General features: G+C 68.5%; 25 protein-coding genes. 21 read left to right on the forward strand and 4 right to left on the reverse strand.

The window, feature by feature from the left end; genetic code table 11:
- Positions 1-9: 9 nt before the first annotated feature.
- The gene (locus tag N802_RS12570) at positions 10-1,275 is read right to left on the reverse strand and encodes an MFS transporter (RefSeq protein ID WP_035916741.1); all 1,266 of its coding nucleotides are present in this window, start codon (positions 1,273-1,275) and stop codon (positions 10-12) included.
- A 279-nt stretch (positions 1,276-1,554) separates the two neighbouring features.
- Here N802_RS12570 and rpsB point away from each other — a divergent pair, with 279 nt between their 5' ends.
- Together rpsB and tsf are read left to right on the forward strand one after the other, a co-directional pair.
- Positions 1,555-2,490: a 30S ribosomal protein S2 gene (gene rpsB / locus N802_RS12575; protein ID WP_035916743.1), complete on the forward strand. Its 936-nt coding sequence runs from the start codon at positions 1,555-1,557 to the stop codon at positions 2,488-2,490.
- A 51-nt stretch (positions 2,491-2,541) separates the two neighbouring features.
- On the forward strand, positions 2,542-3,372 hold the full coding sequence (gene tsf, locus N802_RS12580) for a translation elongation factor Ts (protein ID WP_035916747.1): 831 nt from the start codon (positions 2,542-2,544) through the stop codon (positions 3,370-3,372).
- Positions 3,373-3,526: 154 nt separating this feature from the next.
- On the opposite strand, the gene N802_RS12585 is transcribed toward tsf, so the two are convergent.
- The gene (locus N802_RS12585; protein ID WP_052109908.1) at positions 3,527-4,132 is read right to left on the reverse strand and encodes an antibiotic biosynthesis monooxygenase; all 606 of its coding nucleotides are present in this window, start codon (positions 4,130-4,132) and stop codon (positions 3,527-3,529) included.
- Between the two features lie 90 nt (positions 4,133-4,222).
- Here N802_RS12585 and pyrH point away from each other — a divergent pair, with 90 nt between their 5' ends.
- The 9 genes from pyrH to N802_RS12630 all read left to right on the forward strand — a co-directional run bounded on the left by pyrH (position 4,223) and on the right by N802_RS12630 (position 13,170).
- Positions 4,223-4,975 (forward strand): UMP kinase, encoded by a 753-nt coding sequence (gene pyrH, locus N802_RS12590; RefSeq protein WP_035916749.1) that lies wholly within the window; start codon positions 4,223-4,225, stop codon positions 4,973-4,975.
- 106 nt (positions 4,976-5,081) lie between these two features.
- Positions 5,082-5,639, forward strand: a complete 558-nt coding sequence (frr, locus tag N802_RS12595) for a ribosome recycling factor (protein ID WP_035916752.1) — start codon at positions 5,082-5,084, stop codon at positions 5,637-5,639.
- 21 nt (positions 5,640-5,660) lie between these two features.
- Positions 5,661-6,539 (forward strand): phosphatidate cytidylyltransferase, encoded by an 879-nt coding sequence (locus N802_RS12600; protein WP_035916755.1) that lies wholly within the window; start codon positions 5,661-5,663, stop codon positions 6,537-6,539.
- A gap of 58 nt (positions 6,540-6,597) precedes the next feature.
- Positions 6,598-7,812 (forward strand): 23S rRNA (adenine(2503)-C(2))-methyltransferase RlmN, encoded by a 1,215-nt coding sequence (rlmN, locus tag N802_RS12605; protein ID WP_035916757.1) that lies wholly within the window; start codon positions 6,598-6,600, stop codon positions 7,810-7,812.
- A gap of 237 nt (positions 7,813-8,049) precedes the next feature.
- Complete coding sequence (locus N802_RS12610) at positions 8,050-8,463, forward strand: GNAT family N-acetyltransferase (RefSeq protein ID WP_245613930.1); 414 nt, start codon at positions 8,050-8,052, stop codon at positions 8,461-8,463.
- Between the two features lie 80 nt (positions 8,464-8,543).
- A complete protein-coding gene (locus N802_RS12615; protein ID WP_035916761.1) occupies positions 8,544-9,728 on the forward strand; it encodes a monooxygenase in 1,185 nt (394 codons plus the stop codon).
- A 127-nt stretch (positions 9,729-9,855) separates the two neighbouring features.
- Positions 9,856-10,584 carry a hypothetical protein gene (locus N802_RS19515; RefSeq protein WP_052109909.1) on the forward strand — a complete coding sequence of 243 codons (729 nt, stop codon included), beginning with the start codon at positions 9,856-9,858 and terminating at the stop codon, positions 10,582-10,584.
- 13 nt (positions 10,585-10,597) lie between these two features.
- Positions 10,598-12,580: a sensor histidine kinase gene (locus N802_RS12625; protein ID WP_035916768.1), complete on the forward strand. Its 1,983-nt coding sequence runs from the start codon at positions 10,598-10,600 to the stop codon at positions 12,578-12,580.
- The gene (locus N802_RS12630) at positions 12,577-13,170 is read left to right on the forward strand and encodes a response regulator (RefSeq protein ID WP_035916771.1); all 594 of its coding nucleotides are present in this window, start codon (positions 12,577-12,579) and stop codon (positions 13,168-13,170) included. The genes N802_RS12625 and N802_RS12630 overlap by 4 nt, the downstream gene beginning before the upstream one ends.
- 26 nt (positions 13,171-13,196) lie before the next feature.
- Here the strand turns inward: N802_RS12630 and N802_RS12635 are convergent, their stop codons facing one another.
- Positions 13,197-14,303, reverse strand: a complete 1,107-nt coding sequence (locus N802_RS12635; RefSeq protein WP_084072183.1) for an LOG family protein — start codon at positions 14,301-14,303, stop codon at positions 13,197-13,199.
- Positions 14,304-14,340: 37 nt separating this feature from the next.
- On the opposite strand from N802_RS12635, the gene N802_RS19520 reads away from it, so the two are divergent.
- Positions 14,341-16,080 (forward strand): phospholipase D-like domain-containing protein, encoded by a 1,740-nt coding sequence (locus tag N802_RS19520; RefSeq protein WP_052109910.1) that lies wholly within the window; start codon positions 14,341-14,343, stop codon positions 16,078-16,080.
- On the opposite strand, the gene N802_RS12645 is transcribed toward N802_RS19520, so the two are convergent.
- The gene (locus N802_RS12645; RefSeq protein ID WP_035916772.1) at positions 16,077-16,808 is read right to left on the reverse strand and encodes a class I SAM-dependent DNA methyltransferase; all 732 of its coding nucleotides are present in this window, start codon (positions 16,806-16,808) and stop codon (positions 16,077-16,079) included. The genes N802_RS19520 and N802_RS12645 overlap by 4 nt on opposite strands.
- Positions 16,809-16,882: 74 nt before the next feature.
- Here N802_RS12645 and N802_RS12650 point away from each other — a divergent pair, with 74 nt between their 5' ends.
- The 9 genes from N802_RS12650 (at position 16,883) to ispG (ending at position 24,966) form a co-directional block, all read left to right on the forward strand.
- Positions 16,883-18,346 carry an NAD-dependent succinate-semialdehyde dehydrogenase gene (locus N802_RS12650; RefSeq protein ID WP_035916774.1) on the forward strand — a complete coding sequence of 488 codons (1,464 nt, stop codon included), beginning with the start codon at positions 16,883-16,885 and terminating at the stop codon, positions 18,344-18,346.
- Between the two features lie 26 nt (positions 18,347-18,372).
- Positions 18,373-18,795: a hypothetical protein gene (locus tag N802_RS12655; protein WP_035916777.1), complete on the forward strand. Its 423-nt coding sequence runs from the start codon at positions 18,373-18,375 to the stop codon at positions 18,793-18,795.
- Positions 18,796-18,843: 48 nt separating this feature from the next.
- A complete protein-coding gene (locus N802_RS12660; protein ID WP_035916780.1) occupies positions 18,844-19,335 on the forward strand; it encodes a guanyl-specific ribonuclease in 492 nt (163 codons plus the stop codon).
- Positions 19,335-19,679, forward strand: a complete 345-nt coding sequence (locus N802_RS12665) for a barstar family protein (protein WP_035916915.1) — start codon at positions 19,335-19,337, stop codon at positions 19,677-19,679. Before N802_RS12660 ends, N802_RS12665 begins: the two co-directional genes overlap by 1 nt.
- A 50-nt stretch (positions 19,680-19,729) precedes the next feature.
- Entirely contained in the window at positions 19,730-20,320 is a 591-nt protein-coding gene (locus N802_RS12670) for a TIGR03086 family metal-binding protein (protein WP_035916781.1), read from the forward strand.
- A 22-nt stretch (positions 20,321-20,342) separates the two neighbouring features.
- The gene (locus tag N802_RS12675; protein WP_035916783.1) at positions 20,343-20,855 is read left to right on the forward strand and encodes an acyl-CoA thioesterase; all 513 of its coding nucleotides are present in this window, start codon (positions 20,343-20,345) and stop codon (positions 20,853-20,855) included.
- Positions 20,852-22,042: a 1-deoxy-D-xylulose-5-phosphate reductoisomerase gene (dxr, locus tag N802_RS12680; protein WP_035916786.1), complete on the forward strand. Its 1,191-nt coding sequence runs from the start codon at positions 20,852-20,854 to the stop codon at positions 22,040-22,042. The genes N802_RS12675 and dxr overlap by 4 nt, the downstream gene beginning before the upstream one ends.
- 54 nt (positions 22,043-22,096) lie before the next feature.
- Complete coding sequence (locus N802_RS12685) at positions 22,097-23,461, forward strand: M50 family metallopeptidase (protein WP_035916787.1); 1,365 nt, start codon at positions 22,097-22,099, stop codon at positions 23,459-23,461.
- Between the two features lie 344 nt (positions 23,462-23,805).
- The gene (gene ispG / locus N802_RS12690; RefSeq protein WP_035916788.1) at positions 23,806-24,966 is read left to right on the forward strand and encodes a flavodoxin-dependent (E)-4-hydroxy-3-methylbut-2-enyl-diphosphate synthase; all 1,161 of its coding nucleotides are present in this window, start codon (positions 23,806-23,808) and stop codon (positions 24,964-24,966) included.
- Positions 24,967-25,017: the final 51 nt, after the last annotated feature.

A 25,017-nucleotide genomic window follows, 5' to 3' on the forward strand; every position in this document is an offset into this window, starting at 1 on the left:
TGTCCCTTGTCAGGGGGTGCTGGAGGGCGCAGCGGCGAGGTCGGGATCGTCATCACCGGCGTGCGCGATGGAGTCGAGCTGCCGCCACATGACCACCAGGGTCAACCCGGCTCCGACGAAGGCGAACCAGAACGGCGCGGCCACACCCCATTGGGTCGCGATGAGTCCGCCGAGTGCCTGACCGACGAGCAGCCCAGCGACGAGTCCGAACCAGTAGACCGAGCCCACCCGACCCTGGAACTCCATCGGGGTCGCCCGCTGTCGCACCGTGGTGGAGACCGAACCCCAGACGAAGGCGTAGCAGCCGAAGACGAACATCAGGACGAGTGCCAGCCAGTGCGCCGTCGTGAGTGCCAGCGCGAGATGCACCACGACCTCCAGCGCCAGGCAGACCTTCATGAGCGTCGCGAGCGACACCCGGGCCTGAAGGGCGTCGAACCCGAGGATGGCCACGATGCCTCCCGCTGCCGACGCCGTGGAGAGCACCCCGAAGCCGACCGCGCCCACTCCCAGGCGTTCCTGGGCCCAGAGCACGAGGATGCCCCAGGGCGCACCCCAGGTGAGGTTGAAGACGAAGATGACGATGGACAGGGTCCGCACGGGCGCGTTGTGGCGGATCCAGCGGAGGCCCTCGACGATGTCGTCCCGAATGTGGGTGTCCGGCCGTTCGCCGCTGTCAGGTGCCGGCAGTTCGATCCGGCTGAAGAGCCACGCGGCGAGGAGGACGGCCGCCGCTTGGGCGCCGAAGGGCAGTGCCATTCCGGCCGCGAAGAGGAAGGCACCGATGGGCGGACCCAGCAAGTCGTTGGCGACGAGGTAGCCGGCCATGACCCGTGAGTTGCCCACGGCGAGGTCGTCGCGGTGGACGAGCAGGGGAAGCACAGAGCGGGTCCCGGCATCGGCGAACTGCTCGGCCACCCCGACAAGGAAGAGGGAGGCCAGGACGACCCAGATGGTGACGAGATCCGTCGCGACCGTCGCCGCCAGCACGCCGACAATCAGGGCGCGCAGGACGTTGGACACGACCACGAGCCGAGTGCGGCTGACCCGATCGGCCAGCGCACCGGCATACAGGGAGAAGATCAGGCTGGGCGCCCTCTGGACGATCACGGCCGCCGCGATCAGCGCGGGGTTGCGGGTCAGCGATGCGACGAGGAGGGGACCGGCTGCCAGGGCGATTCCGTCGCCGAGATTGCTCGCCCACACCGACGCCAGGTTCCATCGAAACGGTCGACCCAGACGGGCCGGCGCGATGATCTCCCCCAGGCGTGACACGAAGGGCGAGCCTACGGGGGCTTCCAGGCACCACCGAATTTCCCGAACGGGCAGTTCGCGCGTACGATCGAGGGCGGTCTTCGTGTGTCTGCATGTCTGCATGCCCACGCTGACCTAATTCGCGCGTCACTCTCCGCTGACTGGACCACCACGAAGCGGGGCACGCCACGACAGTCCGGAGCCACACGGCATACGGCGGGGTGTGTCAGGACGCCAGGCAGGCAGTGCACGACCCGTGCGCCGCCGACGTAACTGAAACAAGCACAAGGAGAACACGGCATGGCCGTCGTCACCATGCGCCAGCTCCTCGAGAGCGGCGTCCACTTCGGGCACCAGACCCGTCGCTGGAACCCGAAGATGAAGCGCTTCATCATGACCGAGCGCAACGGGATCTACATCATCGACCTGCAGCAGTCGGTGACCTACATCAACAACGCGTACGAGTTCGTTCGCGAGACCGTTGCCCACGGTGGCTCGATCCTCTTCGTCGGTACCAAGAAGCAGGCCCAGGAGCCCATCGCCGAGCAGGCGACGCGTGTCGGCATGCCCTACGTGAACCACCGCTGGCTCGGTGGCATGCTCACCAACTTCCAGACGATCTCCAAGCGTCTGACCCGCCTCGTCGAGCTCGACGAGATCGACTTCGACGACGTTGCCGGCTCCGGCCGCACCAAGAAGGAGCTCCTGCTCCTCAAGCGTGAGCGCGACAAGCTCGACAAGACCCTCGGTGGCATCCGCGGCATGTCCAAGGTGCCGTCCGCCGTGTGGATCGTCGACACCAAGAAGGAGCACCTCGCCGTTGACGAGGCGCGCAAGCTCGGGCTCCCCGTCATCGCGATCCTCGACACCAACTGCGACCCCGACGAGGTCGACTACAAGATCCCCGGCAACGACGACGCGATCCGCTCCGTCACGCTGCTGACGCGGGTCATCGCCGACGCCGTCGCCGAGGGCCTCATCTCCCGCTCCGGTGGCAACGCCGCTGCTGACGCCGAGGGCGCTGGCGAGGAGCCGCTGGCCGAGTGGGAGCGCGAGCTCCTGGGTGGCGACGCCGAGGCTGCTGCTGAGACCGCCGAGGCCGTGGCCCCGGAGGCCGGCGAGACTGCAGCAGCCGACGCTGTGGACGCGGCTCCGGCCGAGGCTCCCGTCGAGGCTCCCGTCGAGGCTGAGGCCGCTGTCGAGGCTCCTGTCGAGGCCCCGGCCGAGCAGGCCTGAGCCACTTCACCTTCTCCGTCCGTCTTTCAAGAGAAAGAAGCGCATACACACATGGCGAACTACACCGCCGCTGACATCAAGGCGCTCCGTGAGTCCACGGGTGCCGGCATGCTCGACGTCAAGAAGGCTCTCGACGAGGCCGACGGCGACCACGCCAAGGCCACCGAGATCCTGCGGGTCAAGGGCCTCAAGGGCGTGACCAAGCGTGAGGGTCGCGCGACCTCCAACGGCCTGGTCATCGCCAAGGCCGAGGGTGGCGTCGGCACGCTCGTCGAGGTCCTCTGCGAGACCGACTTCGTCGCCAAGGGTGAGAAGTTCATCGCCCTCGCCGACCAGGTCTTCACGCAGGCCGTGGACACCAAGGCCACCTCCGCCGACGAGCTCCTCGCGAGCACGCTGGCCGACGGCCAGACGGTTCAGGAGCTCCTCGACGCGTCCAACGCGACGATCGGCGAGAAGATCGAGGTCAAGCGCGTTGCTCGCGTCGAGGCCCCGGTCGTGGCTGCCTACCAGCACAAGACGAGCCCCGACCTCCCCGCCCAGATCGGCGTCCTCGTGGCGACCGACGGTGGCGACGAGTCGGTGGCCCGCGACGTCGCGATGCACATCGCCGCGTTCAGCCCCACGGTCCTCACGCGTGACGAGGTCTCGGCCGAGACGGTCGAGAACGAGCGTCGCGTCGCCGAGGCCACGGCCAAGGAGGAGGGCAAGCCCGAGGCTGCGCTCCCCAAGATCGTCGAGGGTCGCGTCAACGGCTACTTCAAGGAGAACGTCCTGCTCGAGCAGCCGTTCGCCAAGGAGCCGAAGAAGACCGTCGCCAAGGTCCTCGAGGAGGCCGGCGCCACCGCGAAGTCCTTCGCGCGTTTCCGCGTCGGTGGCTGACCTGCTGGTCTGACTCCCGCTGGAAACAGCATCAGGTATGCCGTCCGCTCACCCGAGCGGACGGCATACCTGCGTTTGTGGCCCGCTCACCCTCGACGACTGATTGCCCGTTCGGCCAGTTCGTCGCTGCGCTCCTCACTGGCCGAACGGGCAATCAGTCGGTGGGGAGCCCGCGGACGAGCCAGGGGTGGAAGAGCTTCGTCATCCGGGGGAGCAGGAGGTAGGTCATGAGTGGCGTCGCGACGATCGTGGACAGCAGGACGCGCGCCCACGCGGGCCAGCCGCCGGTGAACGGCGCGAAGAGATAGGTCAGCGCCACCGAGGTGGGGAAGAACGCAAGCCAGATGACCACCATCTGCTTCCAGCGCGGCGGGGCTGGGGGAGGCGGAGTGGACGCGAGGTCATCGACTGCGTGCTCCGTGGGTTCGTCGAACCAACCCTCGATGCCGGTGCGGTGCTCGACCCTCGTGTCCTCGACGAGGTTGGTGCCGGCCGTGAGCCACCGGTTGCGTTCGGTGGACTCCTGCCACGTCGTGAGGGACTCGCGCGAGTCGAACCGATAGAGCATGTGCCAGTCCGTCGACTGCCGGGACGGACGCACCCACCCGGAGCCCAGGAACCCCGGGAAATGGCTCGCCATCTGGGTTCCGGCGTCGGCCCACGCGCGCATGAGGAGTTCGTCCTCGGGCCGCACCCGGCGCGTGATGGCGACGGTGACGGGGGCTGGGTGGCTGTCGCGGACTTCCGGGGTCTGGCTCACGCTCACAGTGTGCCAACCCGGAGGCGACGGTCCCAGTCGCCGTGTGCGAGGATTCGATGCACCGCCAGCAGACACAGCCGAGGAGGCACGGTGACCACTGACGTCCAGACCCAGCCCGCTCCCACCACCACGGGGGCGCGGCCGCGACGGGTTCTTCTGAAGCTCAGTGGAGAGGTTTTTGGTGGCGGCAACGTCGGGGTGGACCCCGACGTCGTGCGTGGCATCGCCGGGCAGATCGCCGAGGCCATCCGGAGCGGTGCGCAGGTGGCGATCGTCGTCGGTGGCGGCAACTTCTTCCGCGGCGCTGAGCTCCAGCAGAAGGGCATGGACCGCGCGCGTGCCGACTACATCGGGATGCTCGGCACCGTCATGAACTGCCTTGCGCTGCAGGACTTCCTCGAGAAGGAAGGCATCGACACCCGCGTGCAGACCGCCATCGCCATGGGGCAGGTGGCCGAGCCCTACATCCCGCGTCGCGCGATCCGCCACCTCGAGAAGGGGCGCGCCGTGATCTTCGGTGCGGGAGCCGGTATGCCGTACTTCTCCACCGACACCGTGAGCGCCCAGCGTGCTCTCGAGTGCCACTGCGACATGGTGCTCATGTCCAAGAGCGGCGTCGACGGGGTCTACGACTCCGACCCGCGCTCCAACCCGAACGCGCGCAAGCTCGACACGGTGACCTACGCCCAGGCGCTGCAGCAGGGCCTCAAGGTCGTGGACGCGGCCGCGTTCAGCCTCTGCATGGAGAACGGCCTTCCGATGCGGGTGTTCGGGATGGAGGGCGAGGGCAACATCACCCGCGCCATCCAGGGCGAGCCCATCGGCACCCTCGTCACCCCCTGAGCACAGCCCCAGCCCGCGTGACGCGCCGCAAGGCGATTGTTTGACAGACTTAGCCCGTGCCGCACGACTGGAGCGGCCGGCATACCGAGGAAAGAGGCGTGACCACATGATCGACGAGACCTTGCTCGAGGCCGAGGAAAAGATGGAGAAGGCCGTCGAGGTCGCGAAGGACAACCTCGCCGGCATTCGCACCGGTCGAGCCCACCCCGGCATGTTCAACAAGGTCGTCGTCGACTACTACGGTGCGCCGACCCCGCTGCAGCAGCTCGCGTCGTTCCAGACGCCAGAGGCCCGCACGATCCTCATCACGCCGTTCGACAAGGGCGCGATGAACAACATCGAGAAGGCTTTGCGCGACGCCGACCTCGGCATCAACCCCTCCAACGATGGCAACATCATTCGCTGCGTCCTGCCGCAGCTCACGGAGGAGCGCCGCAAGGAGTACATCAAGATGGCGCGCTCCCAGGGTGAGGACGCCAAGGTCTCGATCCGCAACATCCGCCGCTCGGCCAAGGAAGCCATCGAGAAGCTCGTCAAGGATGGCGAGGTCGGCGAGGACGAGGGTTCGCGGGCCGAGAAGGACCTCGAGTCCACGACGAAGAAGTACGTCGAGACCATTGACGAGGTGCTCAAGAGCAAGGAGTCCGAACTGCTCGAGGTCTGACCTCGAACTGACGGCTCCACGATGACCGACCCATCCACCACCGAGGGTGATTCAGCAGCGACGCGTGCCACGCGGTCAGCGTCGAAGAAGTCGCCGGGCAAGGCGGGGCGCAACCTCCCGGCTGCGATCGGTGTGGGCGTCGCGCTTGCCGGCCTCGTGATCGCCTCGCTGGCCTTCCGCCGTGAGGCCTTCCTCGTCGTCCTCATTGGCGCCCTGTGGATCGGTGCGTGGGAGATGCGGCGCGCCGTCCGGCGGGCCGGCATCGATGTCCCCATCGTCCCCGTGGTCATCGGGACGATCTCGATGGTCCTGGCCGCCTACTTCCGCGGACCGGAGGCGCTGGTCCTGACGTTTGGCCTCACCGCCATCGGCATCACCATCTGGCGGGTCGCCGACGGGCTCGAGGGCGCCGTCCGGGACATTTCCGGCGCACTGTTCGTCGCGCTCTACCCCGCGTTCCTCGGCGGGTTCGCCGCGCTGCTCCTGATCCCCGACGACGGCCACCTCCGCATCATCTACTTCGTCCTCGTCACGGCCGCCTCGGACATCGGTGGCTATGCCTTCGGTGTCTTCCTCGGCAAGCACCCCATGGCGCCGTCGCTGTCGCCCAAGAAGTCCTGGGAGGGCTTTGGCGGATCGGTCTTCACCTGTGCCGTGGTGGGTGCCGTGGGTCTGGCGATGCTGCTGGACGGTGTGTGGTGGAAGGGCGCCGTGATCGGTGTCGTCGTCGCAGCGGCCGCCACGATCGGCGACCTCATCGAGTCGAGCATCAAGCGCGACCTCGGTGTCAAGGACATGGGCTCGCTGCTCCCCGGACATGGCGGGCTCATGGACCGCCTCGACTCGCTCGTCGTGTGCCTTCCCGTGGTGTGGGCACTTCTGCTCTGGGCTGCGCCCTGAGCAGAGCCGTGATCTCGCACGGTTGGTGCTGGGGCGCGGGGCTGACAGACTGGCCGCGATGACCTCTCTCCCAGAACCTCGCGTCGGTCGCCCCGAGCCCGGACAGTTGACCTTCCAGGCACCTCGCCGGGGCAAGCCGCCACGCCACCTCGCCGACCTCACGCCAGCCGAGCGCAAGGCCGCGGTCGAGGAGCTCGGCCACAAGGGGTTCCGCGCCAAGCAGCTGTCGACGCACTACTTCGAGCGGCTCGTCGAGTCGCCCGAGGAGATGACCGACCTGCCCAAGGCGGTGCGCGACCAGCTCGTCGCCGACCTCCTGCCGCCGCTGCTGACACCGGTCCGCACGCTGGAGGCCGATCGCGGAGCGACCCTCAAGTCGGTGTGGCGCCTGCACGATGGCGCGCTCGTCGAGTCGGTGCTCATGCGCTATCCCAAGCGGGTGACGATCTGCATCTCGAGCCAGGCCGGCTGCGGGATGAACTGCCCCTTCTGCGCGACCGGTCAGGAGGGCCTGACACGCAACATGTCGGCCGCCGAGATCGTCGAACAGGTCGTCGACGCCAACCGCAAGCTGCGCCACGGCGCCCTGCCGGCGATCGGCGCCACCCATCCAGCTGAGGCGGGGCTGGGCGACGAGGCCGAGGACGATGCCGCCGCGTCGGCTCTCGGACCGCAGCGCGTCTCCAACGTCGTCTTCATGGGCATGGGCGAGGCCCTGGCCAACTACAAGGCGGCGATCGGCGCGATCCGTCGCCTCACCGACCCGGCACCCGACGGCCTCGGAATGAGCGCACGCGGCATCACGATGTCGACGGTCGGACTCGTGCCCGGCATCGACAAGCTCACCGCCGAGGGCATTCCGGTGACGCTCGCACTCTCGCTCCACGCACCCGACGACGAACTCCGCGACGAGCTCGTCCCGATCAACACGCGCTGGAAGGTCGACGAGGCCCTCGACGCCGCCTATCGCTACTACGAGGCGACCGGTCGCAGGGTCAGCATCGAGTACGCCCTCATCAAGGACATCAACGATCACGCCTGGCGCGCCGACCTCCTCGGCGAGAAGCTCGTCGCCCGTGGCAAGGGCTGGGTCCACGTCAACCCGATCCCGCTCAACCCGACGCCGGGATCGAAGTGGACGGCCTCCCGGCGCGGTGTCGAGCAGCAGTTCGTCGAGCGGCTCCGTGCCCATGGCATCCCCACGACGGTGCGCGACACCCGGGGCTCCGACATCGACGGTGCGTGCGGCCAATTGGCGGCCGCGACCGCTTGAGCGCCAGGTGAGCGGACGGCATACCGAAAGTTCTTCGTATGCCGTCCGCTCGCCTGCGGCGACTCAGCCCACGACCTTGAGTGCGCTCTGCTTTCGCGCGTGAAACAGTCGTGGCATGACCCGTGCAGCGCCGCTGGATCGCGAACTCGTCCTCGAGACAGATCGCCTGCTGCTCCGGCCGTGGCGGGTGGCCGAGGCCGCTGTCATGCGTGAGCTGTGGTCGAACGTGACCCACGAGTGCCTCCGCACCGTCACATCGACGCAGACGGACGTCCGACGGTCACGGAACTCGAGGCTTCGATCCGTCATGACCAGGTGTGGTCCACTGGTCTGCTCGCGGTCGAGAGGAAGTCCGATCGCGACGTCATCGGCTATTGCGGGCTGGTCGACACGGGGCGAGGTGCGGAAGGTGAACCGGAGCTGGCGTTCGAGCTACTCCGCCAGCACTGGCGGCTGGGATACGCGACGGAGGCTTCGTGGGCGGTCCTGGACTGGGCACGGTCGTGCGGGTACGAACGCCTGTGGGCCACGGTGTGGGACTGGAACTCTGCTTCTCGCCAGGTGCTCGCCAAGCTCGGCTTCGCCGAAATCGATCGCAGGGACGTGGATCCGGTCCACGGGGTGACCCTGTTCACCACGAGACAGCTCTGACGCGACGAGTGTGAGGCAGCGCGGTGCCGGTTGATGCGCTTCACCCCAGCAGGTGCAGGAACGGGGACTACTCTGCGGTAATGCATCTCCGCACCGTCGCGGTCGGCATCGTCGCCGCCCTCACCCTGACTGCCTGTGGCAGTGCCCTGCCCGACAACCTGCGAGGTGAGGGCTCGCACAAGAGCAGCCACGCGACCTCGCCGTCCGTGGCACAGGCCAAGGTGAAGCCCGAACCACCGGACGTGGCTCTTCGCTCGGGGGAGCGGTTCCAGGAGATCGGGCTGGCGGCGAAGTACACGCCCAAGGCGCCGTTCGGCACCGGGACCGACGACTACCGGTGCTTCCTCGCCGACCCCGAGTTCGCCGAGGACATGATCGTCAGCGGCGTCAAGGTCGCCCCGGACAATCCAGCGGCGGTCCATCACGTCATCCTCTACAAGGTCGACCCGGAGAACGTCGCGGCGGCCGAGGCGATGGACGCCAAGGACGACGAGCAGGGGTGGACGTGCTTCGGCGGGACGGGCATCAACGCCGGTCCCGGCGCTCAGCTCAACAATGCCGAGTGGGTCGGTGCCTGGGCTCCCGGCGGCGGGGAGCGGGTCATGGCGGAGGACATCGGCATTCCCCTCGCCAAGGGTTCACGACTGGTGATCCAGATGCACTACAACCTGCTCGCTGGCGGTGGCGCCGACCAGAGCAAGGCTCGTCTGCGGCTGACCCCTGCGAGTGCTGGCCAGAAGAAGCCCCTGGAGACGATGCTGCTGCCCGCCCCGGTCGAACTGCCCTGTCGCAAGGGCACGCCCGGCGAGTTGTGTGCGCGCACACCCGCCGTCGCGGACATTCGCGAGCGCTTCGGTGAGCAGGTGGCGACCGCGGACCTGCTGCATCTCCTGTGTGGCGAACTCAAGCCCGGACCGACGCAGTCGTGCACGCGCCCGATCACCGAGGCCGGGGAGATCCGTGCCATGTCCGGGCACATGCACCTGCTCGGCAAGTCGATCACGATCGACGTCAACAAGGGCACCCCCCAGGCCGAGCGCGTGCTCGACATCCCCATCTGGAACTTCGACGACCAGGGTGCGATTGCCCCCAAGAAGCCGGTGTCGGTCAAGAAGGGCGACAAGGTCACCGTCACCTGCACCCACGACCAATCGATGCGTGACGTGCTGCCTGCCTACGAGGGCACCAAGGAACGCTACGTGGCGTGGGGTGAGGGCACGACCGACGAGATGTGTTTGGGCATCCTGTTCCTCACGCGGGGCTGATCGGGCGACCGGGAGAACTTCCCGGCTGAACCGGGAGGGCGTCCGTTCCGGCACGCCCACCCTCGGCTGGACCCTCGGAGGACAGCGCGGCCGCCCTTGGCCGAGCACCTTCACGAGGAGTCCACTCATGTCGCACATCCCACTCCGGCTCGGGCGGATCGCCGGCGCGCTCGCCCTCGCGCACGTCGCACTGATCTTCGCCGGGATCTCACTCCAGCAAGGCCCGTTGTTCGCCGATGGCGCGCAGGGCATCGAGGACCAGTACGTCCAGGGGGACCTCGCCCGCACGTTCAGCGGCGGTCTGCTCGAAGCATTCGGATTCGTCCTCCTCGTCCCCGTGCTGGTGCTCCTCGCTCGGCTCCTCGGACGCCGGTCCGAGGAGGGCCGGTGGGCGTCGCGCAGTGGTCTGCTGTGTGGCATCGCCTACGTCGCCGTCGTGTTCGCCGTGGGCTTCCCGGCCGGCGCCGCGGCGATGTACGGCGCCCAGAACGGCCTCGACGCCGACACGGCCTTCGCGCTGAACAACATTCGCCTTTTCGCCCACTTCCTGAGCATGTTCCTGCTTGCCGGGTCGACAGCGGGAATCGCGCTCGCAGCCATCGCGGATCGCACGAACGTGAAGTGGGTGGGCGGATTCGGGCTCGTCACAACGGTCGCACTCGTCGCCTCGCCGCCGTTGACCGTCGTGCAGTGGCAGGACATCGGCTCGTTCGTGTGGATCGTGTGGTTCGTCGGTGTCGCCGTCCAGTTGCTGCGCGGTCGCATCGGGGCAGCCACGTCCGAGCCGGCCCCCTCGGCCGAAACCGTCAATTCCACCGGATCCGGGGCAGAAGCCGCTCTGCTCGGGCACTCTTGAGCCGAGGTGAGCCATGCGAACGGTGAGGGCGGTCCTGACACTCGCGGTCGCCGCCCTCGCCGTCGCGGGCGCGCTGACGCCGCCGGTCGTCGCGGCAGCGAGCCGCGGCGGGCTGGACCATGCGGCGATTGCCCTCGTGATCGCCACCTACGCCGTCGTCGGCACGGCCATCGAGTTGGCGCGTTCGGGCCACGCCGTCGGCCGCCTCATGCTCGTGGGTGCTGCCGCCTGGGGCGTCGGTGAGGCACTGATCGCGCTCGCCATCGCCGACGGTGGCCCCGAGGGTTCGGGCGCCGCGCTGGGCGGTGTTGTCGGGACGGCCGCTCGGGGCCTCGGGTGGCTGCTCCTGGTTGTCGGCCTCCCGTTGTTCTTCCCCGATGGCAAACCGCCTCGGTATGCCGTCCGCCTCGCCGCTGCGGGTATCGGCCTGTTCCTCGCCGGGACTCTCCTCGCACCCGAACCGCTCGAGACCCGACTGTCCGGTGTCGACAACCCCATCGGCCTGCCGGCGGGCTGGCGTCTGGCGGCCGACCTCATGGCCGTGGGCGCTCTGGCGGTCGCCTTCGCCAGTCTCGTTCTCGCCGTCGTCGGACTCGTCCGTCGCTGGCGGCGCGGGGATGCACTCGAGCGTCAGCAGCTCCTCATCTTCGCCCTGGCGATCGCGCCACCCCTGGTCCTGCTTCCCCTCATGGCCACGCCGTGGGTGGACCCGTGGATGTTCGCCGTGGTCACGGTGCCGGTCCCGCTCGCGGTCGGCGTGGCACTGCTCCAGCGGCGGCTGTACGACGTCCACCTCGCGGCGAACCGGTCACTCACCTACGCGGGGCTCACCGTCGTGCTGGCCGGGATCTATGCCCTGGTCGTCGGTGGTGTCGGGGCCATGTTGAGCGACCGCGGTGCTGCCTGGCTTCCCTGGGTGGCCGCAGGTGTCGTCGCCATGGCCTTCTCTCCGTTGCGAGAGTCGTTGCAGCGCGGCGCGAACCGACTCACCTACGGCCGCTGGGCTGCTCCCGCCGAGGTGCTCGCCGACACCGGTCGCCGACTGGCCGACGCGGCCGATGGCCGTGCGCTCCTCACCTCGCTGACGGACGAGCTCGTCACCGGCCTCGGGCTGGACCACGCCGAGATCACGGACGTGGGTGGGCACTCGCTGGCGTCCTCCGGCCGTGCGGGTGGGCGACAGGGACGACTGGAGCTCACGGCATACGGGCTTCGCGTCGGGGAACTGCACTGGAGCGGGCGCGAGCTGCGCGTGGGTGACCGGCGGCTGCTCGAGGACGTCGCTCGCCAACTGGGCGGTGTGGTGCACTCGGCCGGACTGGTGGACGCGCTCCGCGCTGCGCAGGAGCGTCTCGTCACGGCCAGGGAGCATGAGCGCCGACGGCTCCGGCGTGACCTGCACGACGGTCTCGGACCGGCACTGGCCGGGCTCGGTTTCGAGGTCGACGCCGTCGCCAACCTCGTCCGGGACGGTCAGGCGGTCGATGACCGACTCGAGCACCTCCGCTCAGGGCTGCGCGGGACCGTCGTCGAGGTGCGTCGCATCGTCGATGGACTGCGCCCTCCAGCCCTGGACGACTTGGGCCTGTTCGGGGCTGTGGCGCAGCTCGGTCATGAGCTCGCCGGTGGCGCCGGCCTGGACCTCGAGCTGGCACTGCCCACGGCGAGGCCCTCGCTTCCGGCAGTTGTCGAGGTCGTCGCCTATCGGGTCGCCCAAGAAGCCCTGACCAACGTCGTGCGGCACTCGGGGGCGACCTCATGTCGGGTCGCGGCCAACCTGACGGACGGTCTCCTCGCCCTTGAGGTCCGCGACGACGGGCGTGGACCCGCTGACCACGTCCGTGACGACACGGAGGGCGCGCACAGCGCCGGCGTGGGTCTGATGAGCATGCGCGAGCGCGCCGGCGAGATCGGCGGCCGCGTCGAGGTGCGTGCCCTGTTGCGAGGCACCTCCGTGACCCTGCGCCTCCCGGTGCGTGCTGGGGTGACGGCATGACCAGAGTGCTGGTGGTCGACGACCACCCCATCTTCCGCGACGGCCTTGCGGGCATGCTGGCGACCATCGAGGACATCGAGGTCGTCGGCACCGCAGGCGACGGCGAGGAGGCGGTCCGACTCGCGACCGTGCTCCACCCGGCGGTCGTCCTCATGGACCTCAACCTGCCCGGGCTGCCGGGCCTCGAGGCGACACGGCGCATCGTGGCTGCCGATCTCGGGACGCGTGTTCTCGTCCTGACCATGCAGGCGGACCAGGGCAGTGTCGCGGCCGCACTCCGGGTGGGTGCGAGCGGCTACCTGCTCAAGGAGGCCGGGCAGGACGAAGTGCTCGCCGCGATCCGCACGATCGCCGCAGGCGGCACCGTCCTGGGGCGTGGTGCCCTACCGGACCGGACACGTCTGCCGGTCGATCTCACCGCTCGTGAGTCCGAGATCCTCGCACTCGTGGCCAGCGGCCTGACGAACGCCGAAATCGCACGCGAACTCGACCTCGGGCTCAAGACGGTGCAGAACCACGTCTCTCGCCTGCTCACGAAACTCCAGGTGCGGGATCGGACCCAGGCGGCGCTGATGATGCGCGGACTGTGACCGGTCCTCTCAGGCCCGAGGGCCATTCATGAGCGGGAACTGAGAACGAGTTCGGCGGCCTCCTCCACGGTGTCGACGAGGTGGACGACCTCGCCCATCCCGCGCTCGCGACCCAGCGCCTCGATGGCGTGCCACACCGGCACTTCGCGAGACCAGTGCTCCCGACCGACGAGCACGAGCGGAGGCAGGACACGCTCCGCGTCGGCGTAGTAGAGCGGCGTGATCGACTGGAAGATCTCCTGCACGGTCCCGGCCGCGCCATGGAGGACGATGAGGCCGGCGGTCGACCGCGCGAGCAGCCCGTCCTCGCGGATCGCGTTGCTGAAGTACTTCGCGATCCCATTGCAGAAGACGTTGGGCGGCTCATGCCCATAGAACCACGTCGGGATGCCAATAGACCGAACACGGTTGTCCTGCACAGGGATTCGCAGGATGTCATCGTGGACATCGAGCGCGACCCGCGCCCACTCCGCGATCGAGGGGCGGAATGACGGTATGCCGGCCAGTCGTCCGAGTGCCTCCGTCACCGCCTCTTCCGTAGGGCAGAGTGCCCCGAGGTTCGCCGCCTCCATCGCACCGGGCCCGCCGCCGGTTGCGACCACGAGCCCAGCGGAGGCGAGCCGGTGTCCGAGACGGGACGCGCCGGCATACGCGTCGCTGTCGCGCGTGAGCGCGTGGCCGCCCATGACACCGACAACCGGAACGCCGCCCACGAACTCGGTGAGCGCGTCACTGATCGAGTCGTCGTGGATGGCGCGCAGCAACGTGACGAAGACGTCGTGGTGGAGGTCTGCCTCGCGCGACCACGTGTACGCGCGCGCGTCGGGAGTGTTGTCGTAGCCGTAGCGCGCCAGTCCGGCATAGAGCTCATGGGGTTGATAGAGGCTCGCGCGGTAGGCATTCACCGGCGCGTGCGGGTCGGTGGGGAAGACGAGCGCACCGTGCAGGCGGAGGTGCTGGTCCAGTTCGGTCGAGAGACGGCCACCGAGGACGACGAGGCCTTCGAGATCAGTGCGGGCGAGGAGGCGATCCTCGTGACGCGTGAGGTCGAGGTCCTGGAGCCGCAGGCCCCGGAGCGGGGCGCCGCTGGCCAAGGCATCACCGAGGTCGCGCAGGGTCTCGATCTCATTCATGGTGCACATCCTGCCGGTTGGCCCTAGCGTGGATGCCATGCGCGCGCATGCCGCGTCGGGGGCACTCACTCTCCACGCGATCGCCGGAACGCACACGGTCCTCCTGGGGTGGGATCTGGAGGATCCTTCCGGATGCCTGGGGATCGCTGTGCGCCGGACCGACCACGGACCCGGTTCGACTCGCCGAAGGTCGGGGGAGACCGTGTGGCTGCGCGGCATGAAGACGTTCGGATCCGTCGTCGCCGACCCTCCTCCGGGCAGTGACTGGTCGACGCGCGACCACCCGATCCAGGGCTTCCAGTGGGGCGACTACACGGCGAAGCCGGGACACACCTACTCGTATGCCGTCGTGGCACTTGGCGGCTCGCCTTCGGCTCTCGTGGAGCTCGCCACCGCAAGCGTTCGTGTGCGCACCGAGGTCGAGGACGACGGCGTGCACGGGGTGTGGTTCAACCGCGGTGTGGCCGGATCGCAGGCGTTCGCGAAGCGCTACTCGGGCTGGCTCCCCGCGCGAGCCACGGCCGAGCATGAACAGTCACCTGCGATGGTGTGGCTCTCGCGCGGGCTGGGGGAGGCGTTCGTCGCCTTCTGCGAGCAGGCGAGCGGACCTGGGTTCGCCCTGCGGGGCGCCTTCTACGAGTTCACTTGGGAGACAGGGCTTGCAGCGATGGCAGCAGCGCGCGATCGCGGTGCCGACCTCGCCCTGGTCGTCCATGGTCGGGACCGCGACGGTGAGGGGAAGGCCGACACGACGTCCACCCAGGCCCGGGCCGCGGCGGCCAAACACGGACTCTCGACGGGCGGCGTGATCCAGTGGCGCGACGCTGCGAACAAGTCGTCGTTGCACCACCACAAGTTCCTCGTCCTGCTCGACGGTGGCAGGCCCGTCGCGGTGTGGACCGGATCGACCAACCTCACCCGCGGCGCGATCTTCGGACACTCCAACGTCGGTCACGTGGTGCGCGATCCGATCGTGGCCCAGCAGTTCCTCGACGAGTGGGAGTTGTTGCGGGCCAACGAGTCCACGGCCGACCTTCGCAGTGCGCACGAGACGGACAACCCGGTCGTGGAGGTGGCCCCACCGAAACGGGGGATGGGAGTCGTGCTCGCGCCACGGCATACGAAATCGACCGTCCTGCAATGGTTCGCCGATGTCTTCGACGAGGGCGATGTGAGCACCCACATCACCGGTGCCTTCGGTCTCAACGAGGTCTTCCGCGACACCCTGGGCGTCACCAAGCCGACGACGGTCCGCACCGTCCTCCTCGACAAGTGGCCGCCCCGTGACAAGGCCGTGCCCCGCACCGACCCGAACGTCCGCATCTCGACCGGAGCGCACATCACCGGCGGCGGCCTTGCGCAGTGGGCGGAGGAGTCACTGACCGGGTTCAACACGCACGTGAAGTACGTGCACACCAAGATCATTCTCGTCGACCCACTCGGGCCGGATCCCGTCGTCGTCACCGGGTCCGCGAACTACAGCAAGGCGTCGACGGTGGACAACGAGGAGAACACCCTCGTGCTGCGCGGAGGCGGTCGCGGCCCGGCGTCGTCGCGGCGGGCGATCCGTCGCGTCGCCGACATCTATCTCACGGAGTACCACCGCCTGTTCATGCATTTCGTCTTCCGCTCGTGGGCCGAGCGCACCTCGATGGTGAGCGGCGTGCGAGAAGACCCGAGTCATCTCGCCGAGGATGACCGATGGACCGATCGCTACTACCGCGACGGGTCATGGCAGGCGCTGCAGCGACGGGTCTTCTCGGGGCAGGGCAGCTAAGCGGGCTTGCGCCAGACCGAGACGTGGCTCTCGCTGTCGGACGTGAAGGGGGTGCCGTGCCAGTCCGCGATGCGCCGCTCGAACTCCAGGCCAGCGAGCTGTGCCATGAGATCGCACTCGGCCGGCCAGATGTAGCGGAAGTTGCTCGCGGCATATGTCGCAGTGCCGTCGTCGTGGCGCCGGTAGTGATGCGAGGTGCCCTGCTGGGTCGACATGTCATAGGTGTCGAACCCGACATGGTGCTCGCCCACGTGGAAGGGAACGGCACTCTGACCCGGTGGGAACCGTCTGATACCCGGGATCCACAGCTCGATGACGAATCGCCCACCTGGAGCGAGGTGCCGCGCGGCGTTGCGGAAGCACTCGACCTGCTCGGCCTGCGTGCGCAGGTTCCCGATCGTGTTGAAGACGAGATAGACGAGGGCGAACTCGCCGTCGACGGTGGTCGTCGCCATGTCGCCGACGACGACCGGGAGGTCGGGCTGCTTGCCGTGCAGCTGGTCGATCATCGGCTGGGACAGTTCGATGCCGGTGACAGGGACGCCGCGCTGGGCCAGGGGGATCGCGACGCGACCCGTGCCGATGGCCAGCTCGAGGGCCGGGCCGTCACCCGCGAGGTCGGCGAGGAAGTCGACGGTGGGGTCGAGCACCTCCGGTGTGAACATCCAGGCGGATGAATCGTCGTAGCGTTCGGCTGCCTCGGCATCCCACAGGTCGCTGCTCGTCATGGCGCCCACCCTGACAACTTGGGAGGCGTCACTGCCACCGTTTTTCGGGGGCCGAGCGTGGCTAGAGTCGGTTCATGGCCGCTGTCACGCAGAAGTCCGTCCTGTCGTCCGTGCCCACCCAGTTGTTCATCGGGGGGAAGTGGCAGGACTCGCTGAGTGCCCAGACCTTCGCCGTGCATGACCCTGCGACCGGGTCAGTGCTCGCGGAGGTGGCCAACGGCACGGTCGCAGACGGTGGGGCGGCACTCGATGCGGCTGTTGCGGCGCAGGCGGATTGGGCTGCGGCGCCGCCCCGGGAGCGGGGGGAGGTCCTGCGGCGGGCATTCGAGTTGCTCACGGAGCGTGCCGACGAGTTCGCGATGCTCATGACTCTCGAGATGGGCAAGCCGCTGGCCGAGGCACGCGGTGAGGTCGCCTATGGTGCGGAGTTCTTCCGCTGGTTCAGCGAGGAGGCCGTGCGGATTCACGGACGGTATGCCGTGAATCCCGCGGGAGGATCACGTCTGCTCACGATGCAGAAGCCAGTGGGTCCCACCTTCATGATCACGCCGTGGAACTTCCCGCTGGCAATGGGGACGCGCAAGATCGGACCGGCAGTGGCGGCCGGCTGCACCATGGTCGCCAAGCCCGCGAGTGAGACGCCCCTGACGATGCTCGCGCTCGCGGCGTTGCTTGCCGAAGCAGGGCTGCCGGACGGAGTGCTCAATGTCGTCACGACGACCGACACCGCGGTGGTGTCCGAGCCGATCATCCGTGACCCGCGGCTGCGCAAGCTCACGTTCACCGGGTCGACGGCGGTCGGGCGGTTGTTGGTGGAGCAGTCTGCGGAGCAGTTGCTTCGGGTGTCGATGGAGCTTGGTGGGAACGCGCCGTTCCTCGTGTTCGAGGACGCGGACCTCGACTCGGCAGTCGAGGGTGCCATGCTCGCCAAGATGCGCAACATCGGGGAGGCCTGCACGTCGGCCAACCGGTTCCTGGTGCACGAGGACGTCGCCGACGAGTTCGCCGAGCGGCTGGCGAAGCGCATGGGTGCGCTCGCGGTCGGCAAGGGCACGAAGGCGGGCGTCGAGGTCGGGCCGCTCATCACGGAGAAGGCGCGCGAGGGTGTGCACGAGTTGGTCACCGACGCGGTCGAGCGCGGGGCGCGCGTGCTCACGGGCGGGTCCAAGGTCGCCGGGCGCGGGCATTTCTACGAGCCGACCGTCCTCGTCGACGTGCCGACGGAGGCGCGCCTCCTCGGCGAGGAGATCTTCGGACCGGTGGCACCGGTGACCACCTTCGCCGACGAGGCGGAGGCTCTGCGCATGGCCAACTCCACGGAGTACGGGCTCGTCGCCTACGCCTACACGCGTGACCACGGCCGGGTGCTCAGGATCAGCGAGGCCCTCGAGTTCGGGATGGTCGGCATCAACACCGGAATCGTCTCGAATGCGGCCGCGCCCTTCGGCGGGGTCAAGCACTCGGGCTTCGGGCGCGAGGGTGGGTTCGAGGGCATCCATGAGTACCTCGAGACGACCTACGTCTCCCTCAACCCCTGACCGCGCTTTGTCCCTAGGCTTCAGGCATGAGCACTGACGACGCACCGACCATCGACGAGCTCTCGAACCGGGCCCGGGCGGCAGGCGACGTCAGCGCGCAAAGTGACCTGTGGCGCGCGATGTTCGCTCTCGACGAGTGGTACTTCATGGCGAGCGGCGGGCTTCCCGACGGCGGTCCGGTCGTCGGCATCGTGGACGGTGTGCCCTCTCTGCTCGCCTTCACCACGGCCGGTCGGGCCCGAGCCTGCGGTCTGGCGAACGGCAAGACCGAGGAGGACGCCAATCAGGTGCTGTCCGTTCCCCGCGAGCACTTCCTCGACATGTGTGACCAGTTGGCCCACCAGGGCGTGGAGCGCCTGGTGGTTGACCAGGGCACCCTCGGCTTCTTCGCCCCGCTCGATCAGCTCCGTGCCATGCACGGGTTCATCAACCCGCCGACTGAGGACTGACCCGCTCGCTCCCGCGCGGCCGCCTCTCGGCCATCGGCACCGGGCACAATGGCGAGCGTGAACTCACCTGTGACCGGCCGCGGCTCGACCCTCACGTGGCTCGCCCCGCTGCTGATCATCGCCCTGGTCGTGGGTCTGTGGTGGGTCGCCAACCGGGACTCGTCGGGGTCGGCCATCGACCCCGGCACGAGGGCGACGGCGACAGCGGGACCGGGCGGGACGGCATACCCGTCCACTGCGAACACGCCCGACTCGGGACTGGAGACGATCGCGGAGTCCCGACTTCCCCGCGAGGCGCACGCGACGCTTGAGCTGATCCGCGCGGGAGGGCCCTATCCCTATGACCAGGATGACCGGACCTTCCAGAACCGTGAGGGGATCCTGCCGCAGCAGAAGCGCGGCTACTACCGTGAGTACACGGTCGAGACACCGGGATCCGACGATCGCGGGGCGCGGCGGATCGTGACTGGACGCGACGGCGACAAGTACTGGACCGACGACCACTACGACAGCTTCCGGCAGATCCAGGAGGGGCAGTGATGCGCGTACTCGGCGACAAGGTCGATCTCGAGGGCCTCATCGCGGACGCGGTCGAGGAGGGGCGCCAGGTGCAGGTCGTGCACGGCGCGCCGACCAAGGCGGCGACGCTCGAGGCGTTCTCGGAGGCGCTGAACTTCCCCGAATGGTTCGGGATGAACCTCGATGCGCTCGCCGACTGCCTCGACACGTTGGCACGCGACAGCGAGGGGGACTGGGAGATCGTCTGGGACGGCGCGGCGGAGCTGCGCCGCACCGACCCACGGGCAGCCACGGGCATCGAGTCCGTGCTGGCCGAGCTCGACGAGGACCACCCCAGCGTCCACGTCACGATCATCGCCCGCTGAGGCGGCCCATCGGCGGGCAGATGTCGGTGGGCTGTGGGACGGTGAGGGGCATGGTGAACCCACCCGACCTGACTCCCGCAGCCCAGAAGCTGAGCGACGTCGTTCGCGGCGTCGATGACACCCAGCTCGACCTCCCGACCCCCTGTGAAGGGCGCAGCGTGTCGCAACTGCTGGCCCATGTCCACGGCCTGACGGCGTCGTTCCGGGCCAGCGCCGACAAGGAACTCGGACCGCTCACCGACACCAATCCCGACCAGGACGGTTGGCCCGAGCCGGTTGCTGCGTGGCGCGAGGAGATCCCGGCCCGGTCCGAGCGGCTCGCCGGAGCGTGGCACGACCCGGAGGCCTGGAGCGGCATGACTCGCGCCGGGGGCTTCGACGCACCCGCTGAGGTCATGGGCGTCGTGGCGCTGAGTGAGATCACCCTCCACGGCTGGGACCTCGCCCGTGCGACGGGCCAGGACTTCGAGCCCGACGAGGACACGGTGCGGGTGCTCGCGGACTACGTCGAGGGGTTCGACCCGAGTGGCACCCCGGGGATGTTCGGCCCGGCGGTCGACGTTGGCTGGGCCACCGACTTCGAGCGCGTGCTCGCCCGCACCGGGCGCGACCCCCGCTGGCAGGCCCCCGCGACGGGCTGAACGGCGCTGGCAGGATGGCTCCGTGACGACACCGAGCAAGACCCACGTCCAGATGTCGCGGATCATGAATGCGACCGAGGCCAACCTGTTGGGCAACATTCACGGTGGCAACCTCATGAAGGCCGTCGACGACACGGCCGGGGTGGTCGCCAATCGCTACGCGGGAGGGCCGGCCGTGACGGCAGCGCTCGACGAGATGACCTTCCTGACGCCCGTGCGTGTCGGCGACATCGTGCACACGAGCGCCCAACTCAACTGGGCGGGCCGCTCCTCCATGGAGGTCGGAGTTCGCGTCGAGGTCGACCGTTGGGACGAGATCACCGAGCGCGTGCACGTGGCGAGCGCGTACCTCGTCTTCGTGGCCATCGGTGAGGACGGCAAGCCCAAGCACGTCCCACCGCTCGATCTTGAGACGCCCGAGGAGAAGCGGCGCTTCCGCGAGGCCGAGATCCGTCGCGAGCACCGACTCGCTCGCCGCGCCGCCATCGAGGCCTCGCGAGAGATCGAGCCGTCGGACAAGGCGGTCGACGCGTGACCGTGCGCTCTGTCTCGCTCATCGGTTCGACCGGCTCGATCGGCACGCAGGCCCTCGATGTCATCGGCCGCAACCGCGACCGGTTCACCGTCACCGCGCTCTCCGCCGGAGGCAACATCGACCTCGTCGCGCGCCAAGCCGTTGAGTTCGAGGTGCCGTTGGTCGCCGTCGCTTCCGGCTCGCCTGACGACGTGCGCACCGCGATTGGTGCGTATGCCGCGGGGCTGGGGCGGACGGCATACGCACCCGAGATCGTGGTCGGGGACGATGCAGCGGTGACGGCCGCCGGGAACGGTGCCGACGTCGTCCTCAACGGGATCACGGGCTCGATCGGTCTGCGCCCCACGCTGGCCGCACTGGCTGCTGGTTCGACGCTCGCCCTGGCCAACAAGGAATCGCTCATCATCGGCGGCGACCTGGTGAAGGCGGCGGCCAAGCCCGACCAGATCGTGCCCGTCGACAGCGAGCACAGCGCCATCGCCCAGTCCCTGCGTGGTGGCCGCGCCGAGGAGGTGCGGCGGCTCGTCGTGACCGCGAGTGGTGGGCCGTTCCGAGGGCGCTCACGCGCCGAGCTTGCCGATGTCACGCCCGAGCAGGCACTCGCCCACCCGAACTTCTCGATGGGACGGGTCATCACGACGAACTCGGCCACCCTCGTCAACAAGGGGCTCGAGGTCATCGAGGCACACCTGCTCTTCGACATCCCGTTCGACCGGATCGATGTCGTGGTCCACCCGCAGCAGCAGATCCACTCGATGGTCGAGTTCCGGGACGGATCGACGATCGCGCAGCTCGGGCCGCCACGCATGCTCGTCCCCATTGCTCTCGGGCTGTCCTGGCCGGAGCGGCTCGACGACATCGACGAGCCGTGTGACTGGTCACTGACGCAGTCGTGGGACTTCGCGCCGCTCGACGACGACGCGTTCCCGGCGGTGCGCCTCGCACGGCAGGTGGGGGAGGCTGGTGGGACGTTCCCCGCCGTCTACAACGCCGCCAACGAGGTGGCCGTTGACGCGTTCCACGAGGGTCGGATCGGCTTCCTCGACATCGTGGACTCCGTCAAGCGGGTCGTGGATGAGCACGGGGACGCGCATACTGGGAGTGATTTCGACGCGTCGACCGTTGAGGGAGTGCTCAACGCAGATGCGTGGGCCCGGGGGCAGGCCGCCACCGAGCTCGGCATCTGACCCCGTCGCCGCATGACCATCGCTTGACCGCTGGAAGGCACTGAGGTTCGTTCAATGACCGTTGTCGCATACATCGTGGGCGTGCTCGTCCTCGCCTTCGGCGTGGCTGCGTCCATCGCGCTGCACGAGATCGGTCACCTCGTGCCGGCGAAGAAGTTCGGTCTGCGGGTGACGCAATACATGGTCGGGTTCGGGCCGACGATCTGGTCACGGCGTCGTGGCGAGACCGAATACGGCATCAAGGCGATCCCGCTTGGCGGCTACATCCGGATGATCGGCATGTTCCCGCCGCGCAAGGGCCAGGACCCGTCGATGGTCCGTGTCTCCTCGACCGGACGCTTCAGCCAACTCGCCGACGAGGCCCGCAAGGCCTCCCTCGAGGAGCTGCGCCCCGGCGACGAGAACCGCGTGTTCTACCGGCTGCCGGTGCACCGCAAGATCATCATCATGCTCGGCGGCCCGTTCATGAACTTCGTGATCGGCGCGGTGCTGCTGGCCATCCTCGTCACCGCCCACGGTGTGCTCGCCCTCCAGGACGGGGCCCGGGTCGCGGCCGTCGCCGAGTGCGTCAAGACCGTCGAGGAGGCCAAGGCGGATCCCTCGTGCACGGGAGCCCCACAGACGCCGGCCAACGCGGCAGGGCTCCTGCCGGGTGACGAGTTCGTGAGCATCAACGGTGAGCCGGTCAAGACGTCCGCCGACGTGGGTCGGCTCATCCGTCCCCGTGTGGACCAGCCCACCGAGGTCGTCGTCCTCCGCGGCGGCGCCGAGCAGAGCCTCAGCGTGACGCCGATCCTCAACACGCTGCCCGCCTACGACGACCAGGGGCAGCCGATCCTCGAGGCGAACGGTGAGCAGAAGGTCGTCGAGACCGGCTACCTGGGCGTGAGCTCGGCAGCGATCCTCGACTACGAGACCCAGCCGGTCACGGCCGTTCCCGGCATCATCGGCGAGAACCTGTGGCGTACCGCCGGTGCCGTCGTGAGGATCCCGCAGAAGATGGTGGGTGTCTGGAACGCCGCCTTCTCCGGTGAGGAGCGCGATGTCGAGAGCCCCATGTCGGTGGTCGGCGTCGGCCGCGTCGCCGGTGAGGTCTCCGCCGGCCAGCTCGACAACCTCGTGGGGGAGTCGTGGAGCGACAAGGCGTGGTTCCTCGTCATGCTCATCGCCTCCCTGAACTTCATGCTCTTCATCTTCAACCTCATCCCGTTGCTCCCGCTCGACGGTGGTCACGTCGCGGGCGCGCTCTGGGAGGGCGTCAAGAAGGGTTGGGCGAAGCTGCGCGGCAACCCCGACCCCGGTCACGTCGACGTCGCGAAGGCACTTCCCGTCGCGTATGCCGTGTCGCTGGGTCTGCTGGTCATGTCGGCGCTGCTCATCTATGCCGACCTGGTCAACCCCATCGACCTCGGCGGGTAGCCCTCCCACGACACGCGCCGGCGTGCCGAACTCACCCAATAGGACGGTTCGGGACACGCGCCCGGGTCGATGGCGTGCCGAACTCACCCAATAGGACGGTTCGGGACACGCGCCCGGGTCGATGGCGTGCCGAACTCACCCAATTGGACGGTTGGGAACACAACTCCCGTACCGAACTCACCGAATTCCTCGGTTGGGAACACAGCTCCCGTGCCGAACTCACCGAATTCCTCGGTTGGGGACACCCTCAAGATGTGCCCAACCGAGGAATTCGGTGAGTTCGGGACGCCTGGGGTGAGGGTGCGTGGGAAGGGGAGTGGACGGCATACGGGATACTGGGTGGCATGACTGTTGGTCTCGGTATGCCGTCCCTGCCCGCCCCCGTGCTGGCGCCTCGTCGCAAAACTCGCAAGATCAAGGTCGGCAAGGTTGAGGTCGGGGGCGACGCCCCCATCTCGGTCCAGTCGATGACGACGACGCCGACGACGGACATCAACGCCACCCTCCAGCAGATCGCCGAGTTGACCGCTTCGGGTTGCGACATCGTGCGTGTGGCCTGCCCGTCGCGCGACGACGCGGAGGCGCTCCCCGTGATCGCACAGAAGTCGCAGATCCCCGTCATCGCGGACATCCACTTCCAGCCCAACTACGTGTATGCCGCGATCGACGCCGGTTGCGCTGCCGTGCGCGTCAACCCGGGCAACATCCGTCAGTTCGACGACCAGGTCGGCGAGATCGCCCGCCGCGCCAAGGCCGCCGGTGTCTCGATCCGTATCGGCGTCAACGCGGGTTCGCTGGACAAGCGCCTGCTCGAGAAGTACGGCAAGCCCACCGCTGAGGCGCTCGTCGAGTCGGCGGTCTGGGAGGCGTCGCTGTTCGAGGAGCACGACTTCCACGACTTCAAGATCTCGGTGAAGCACAACGACCCGGTCGTCATGGTCAGGGCCTACGAGTTGCTGTCCGAGCGCGGCGATTGGCCCCTGCACCTCGGCGTCACCGAGGCAGGGCCAGCGTTCCAGGGGACCATCAAGTCGGCGACGGCGTTCGGTGCGCTCCTCTCCAAGGGCATCGGCGACACGATTCGCGTCTCCCTGTCCGCGCCCCCGGTCGAGGAGGTCAAGGTCGGCAACCAGATCCTCCAGTCGCTCAACCTCAAGCCGCGCAAGCTCGAGATCGTGTCCTGCCCGTCGTGCGGGCGCGCCCAGGTCGACGTCTACACGCTCGCCGAGCAGGTCACCGCAGGGCTCGAGGGCATGACCGTGCCGCTGCGGGTGGCGGTCATGGGCTGCGTCGTCAACGGCCCCGGTGAGGCCCGCGAGGCCGACCTCGGTGTTGCGTCCGGCAACGGCAAGGGCCAGATCTTCGTCAAGGGCGAGGTCATCAAGACCGTGCCCGAGTCGCAGATCGTCGAGACCCTCATCGAGGAGGCCATGCGCATCGCTGAGGAGATGGGCGAGCCCATCGACGAGGAGTCGGCAGGCGCGCCGAGCGTCACTGTCGGCTGAGCCGGCCGGTGAGCGGGCGGCATACACGTCGTTCGTGAATTGATGCACGAC

The sequence above is a fragment of the Knoellia sinensis KCTC 19936 genome (genome assembly GCF_000768705.1).
In the GTDB taxonomy this organism is placed as follows: Bacteria; Actinomycetota; Actinomycetes; order Actinomycetales; family Dermatophilaceae; genus Knoellia; species Knoellia sinensis.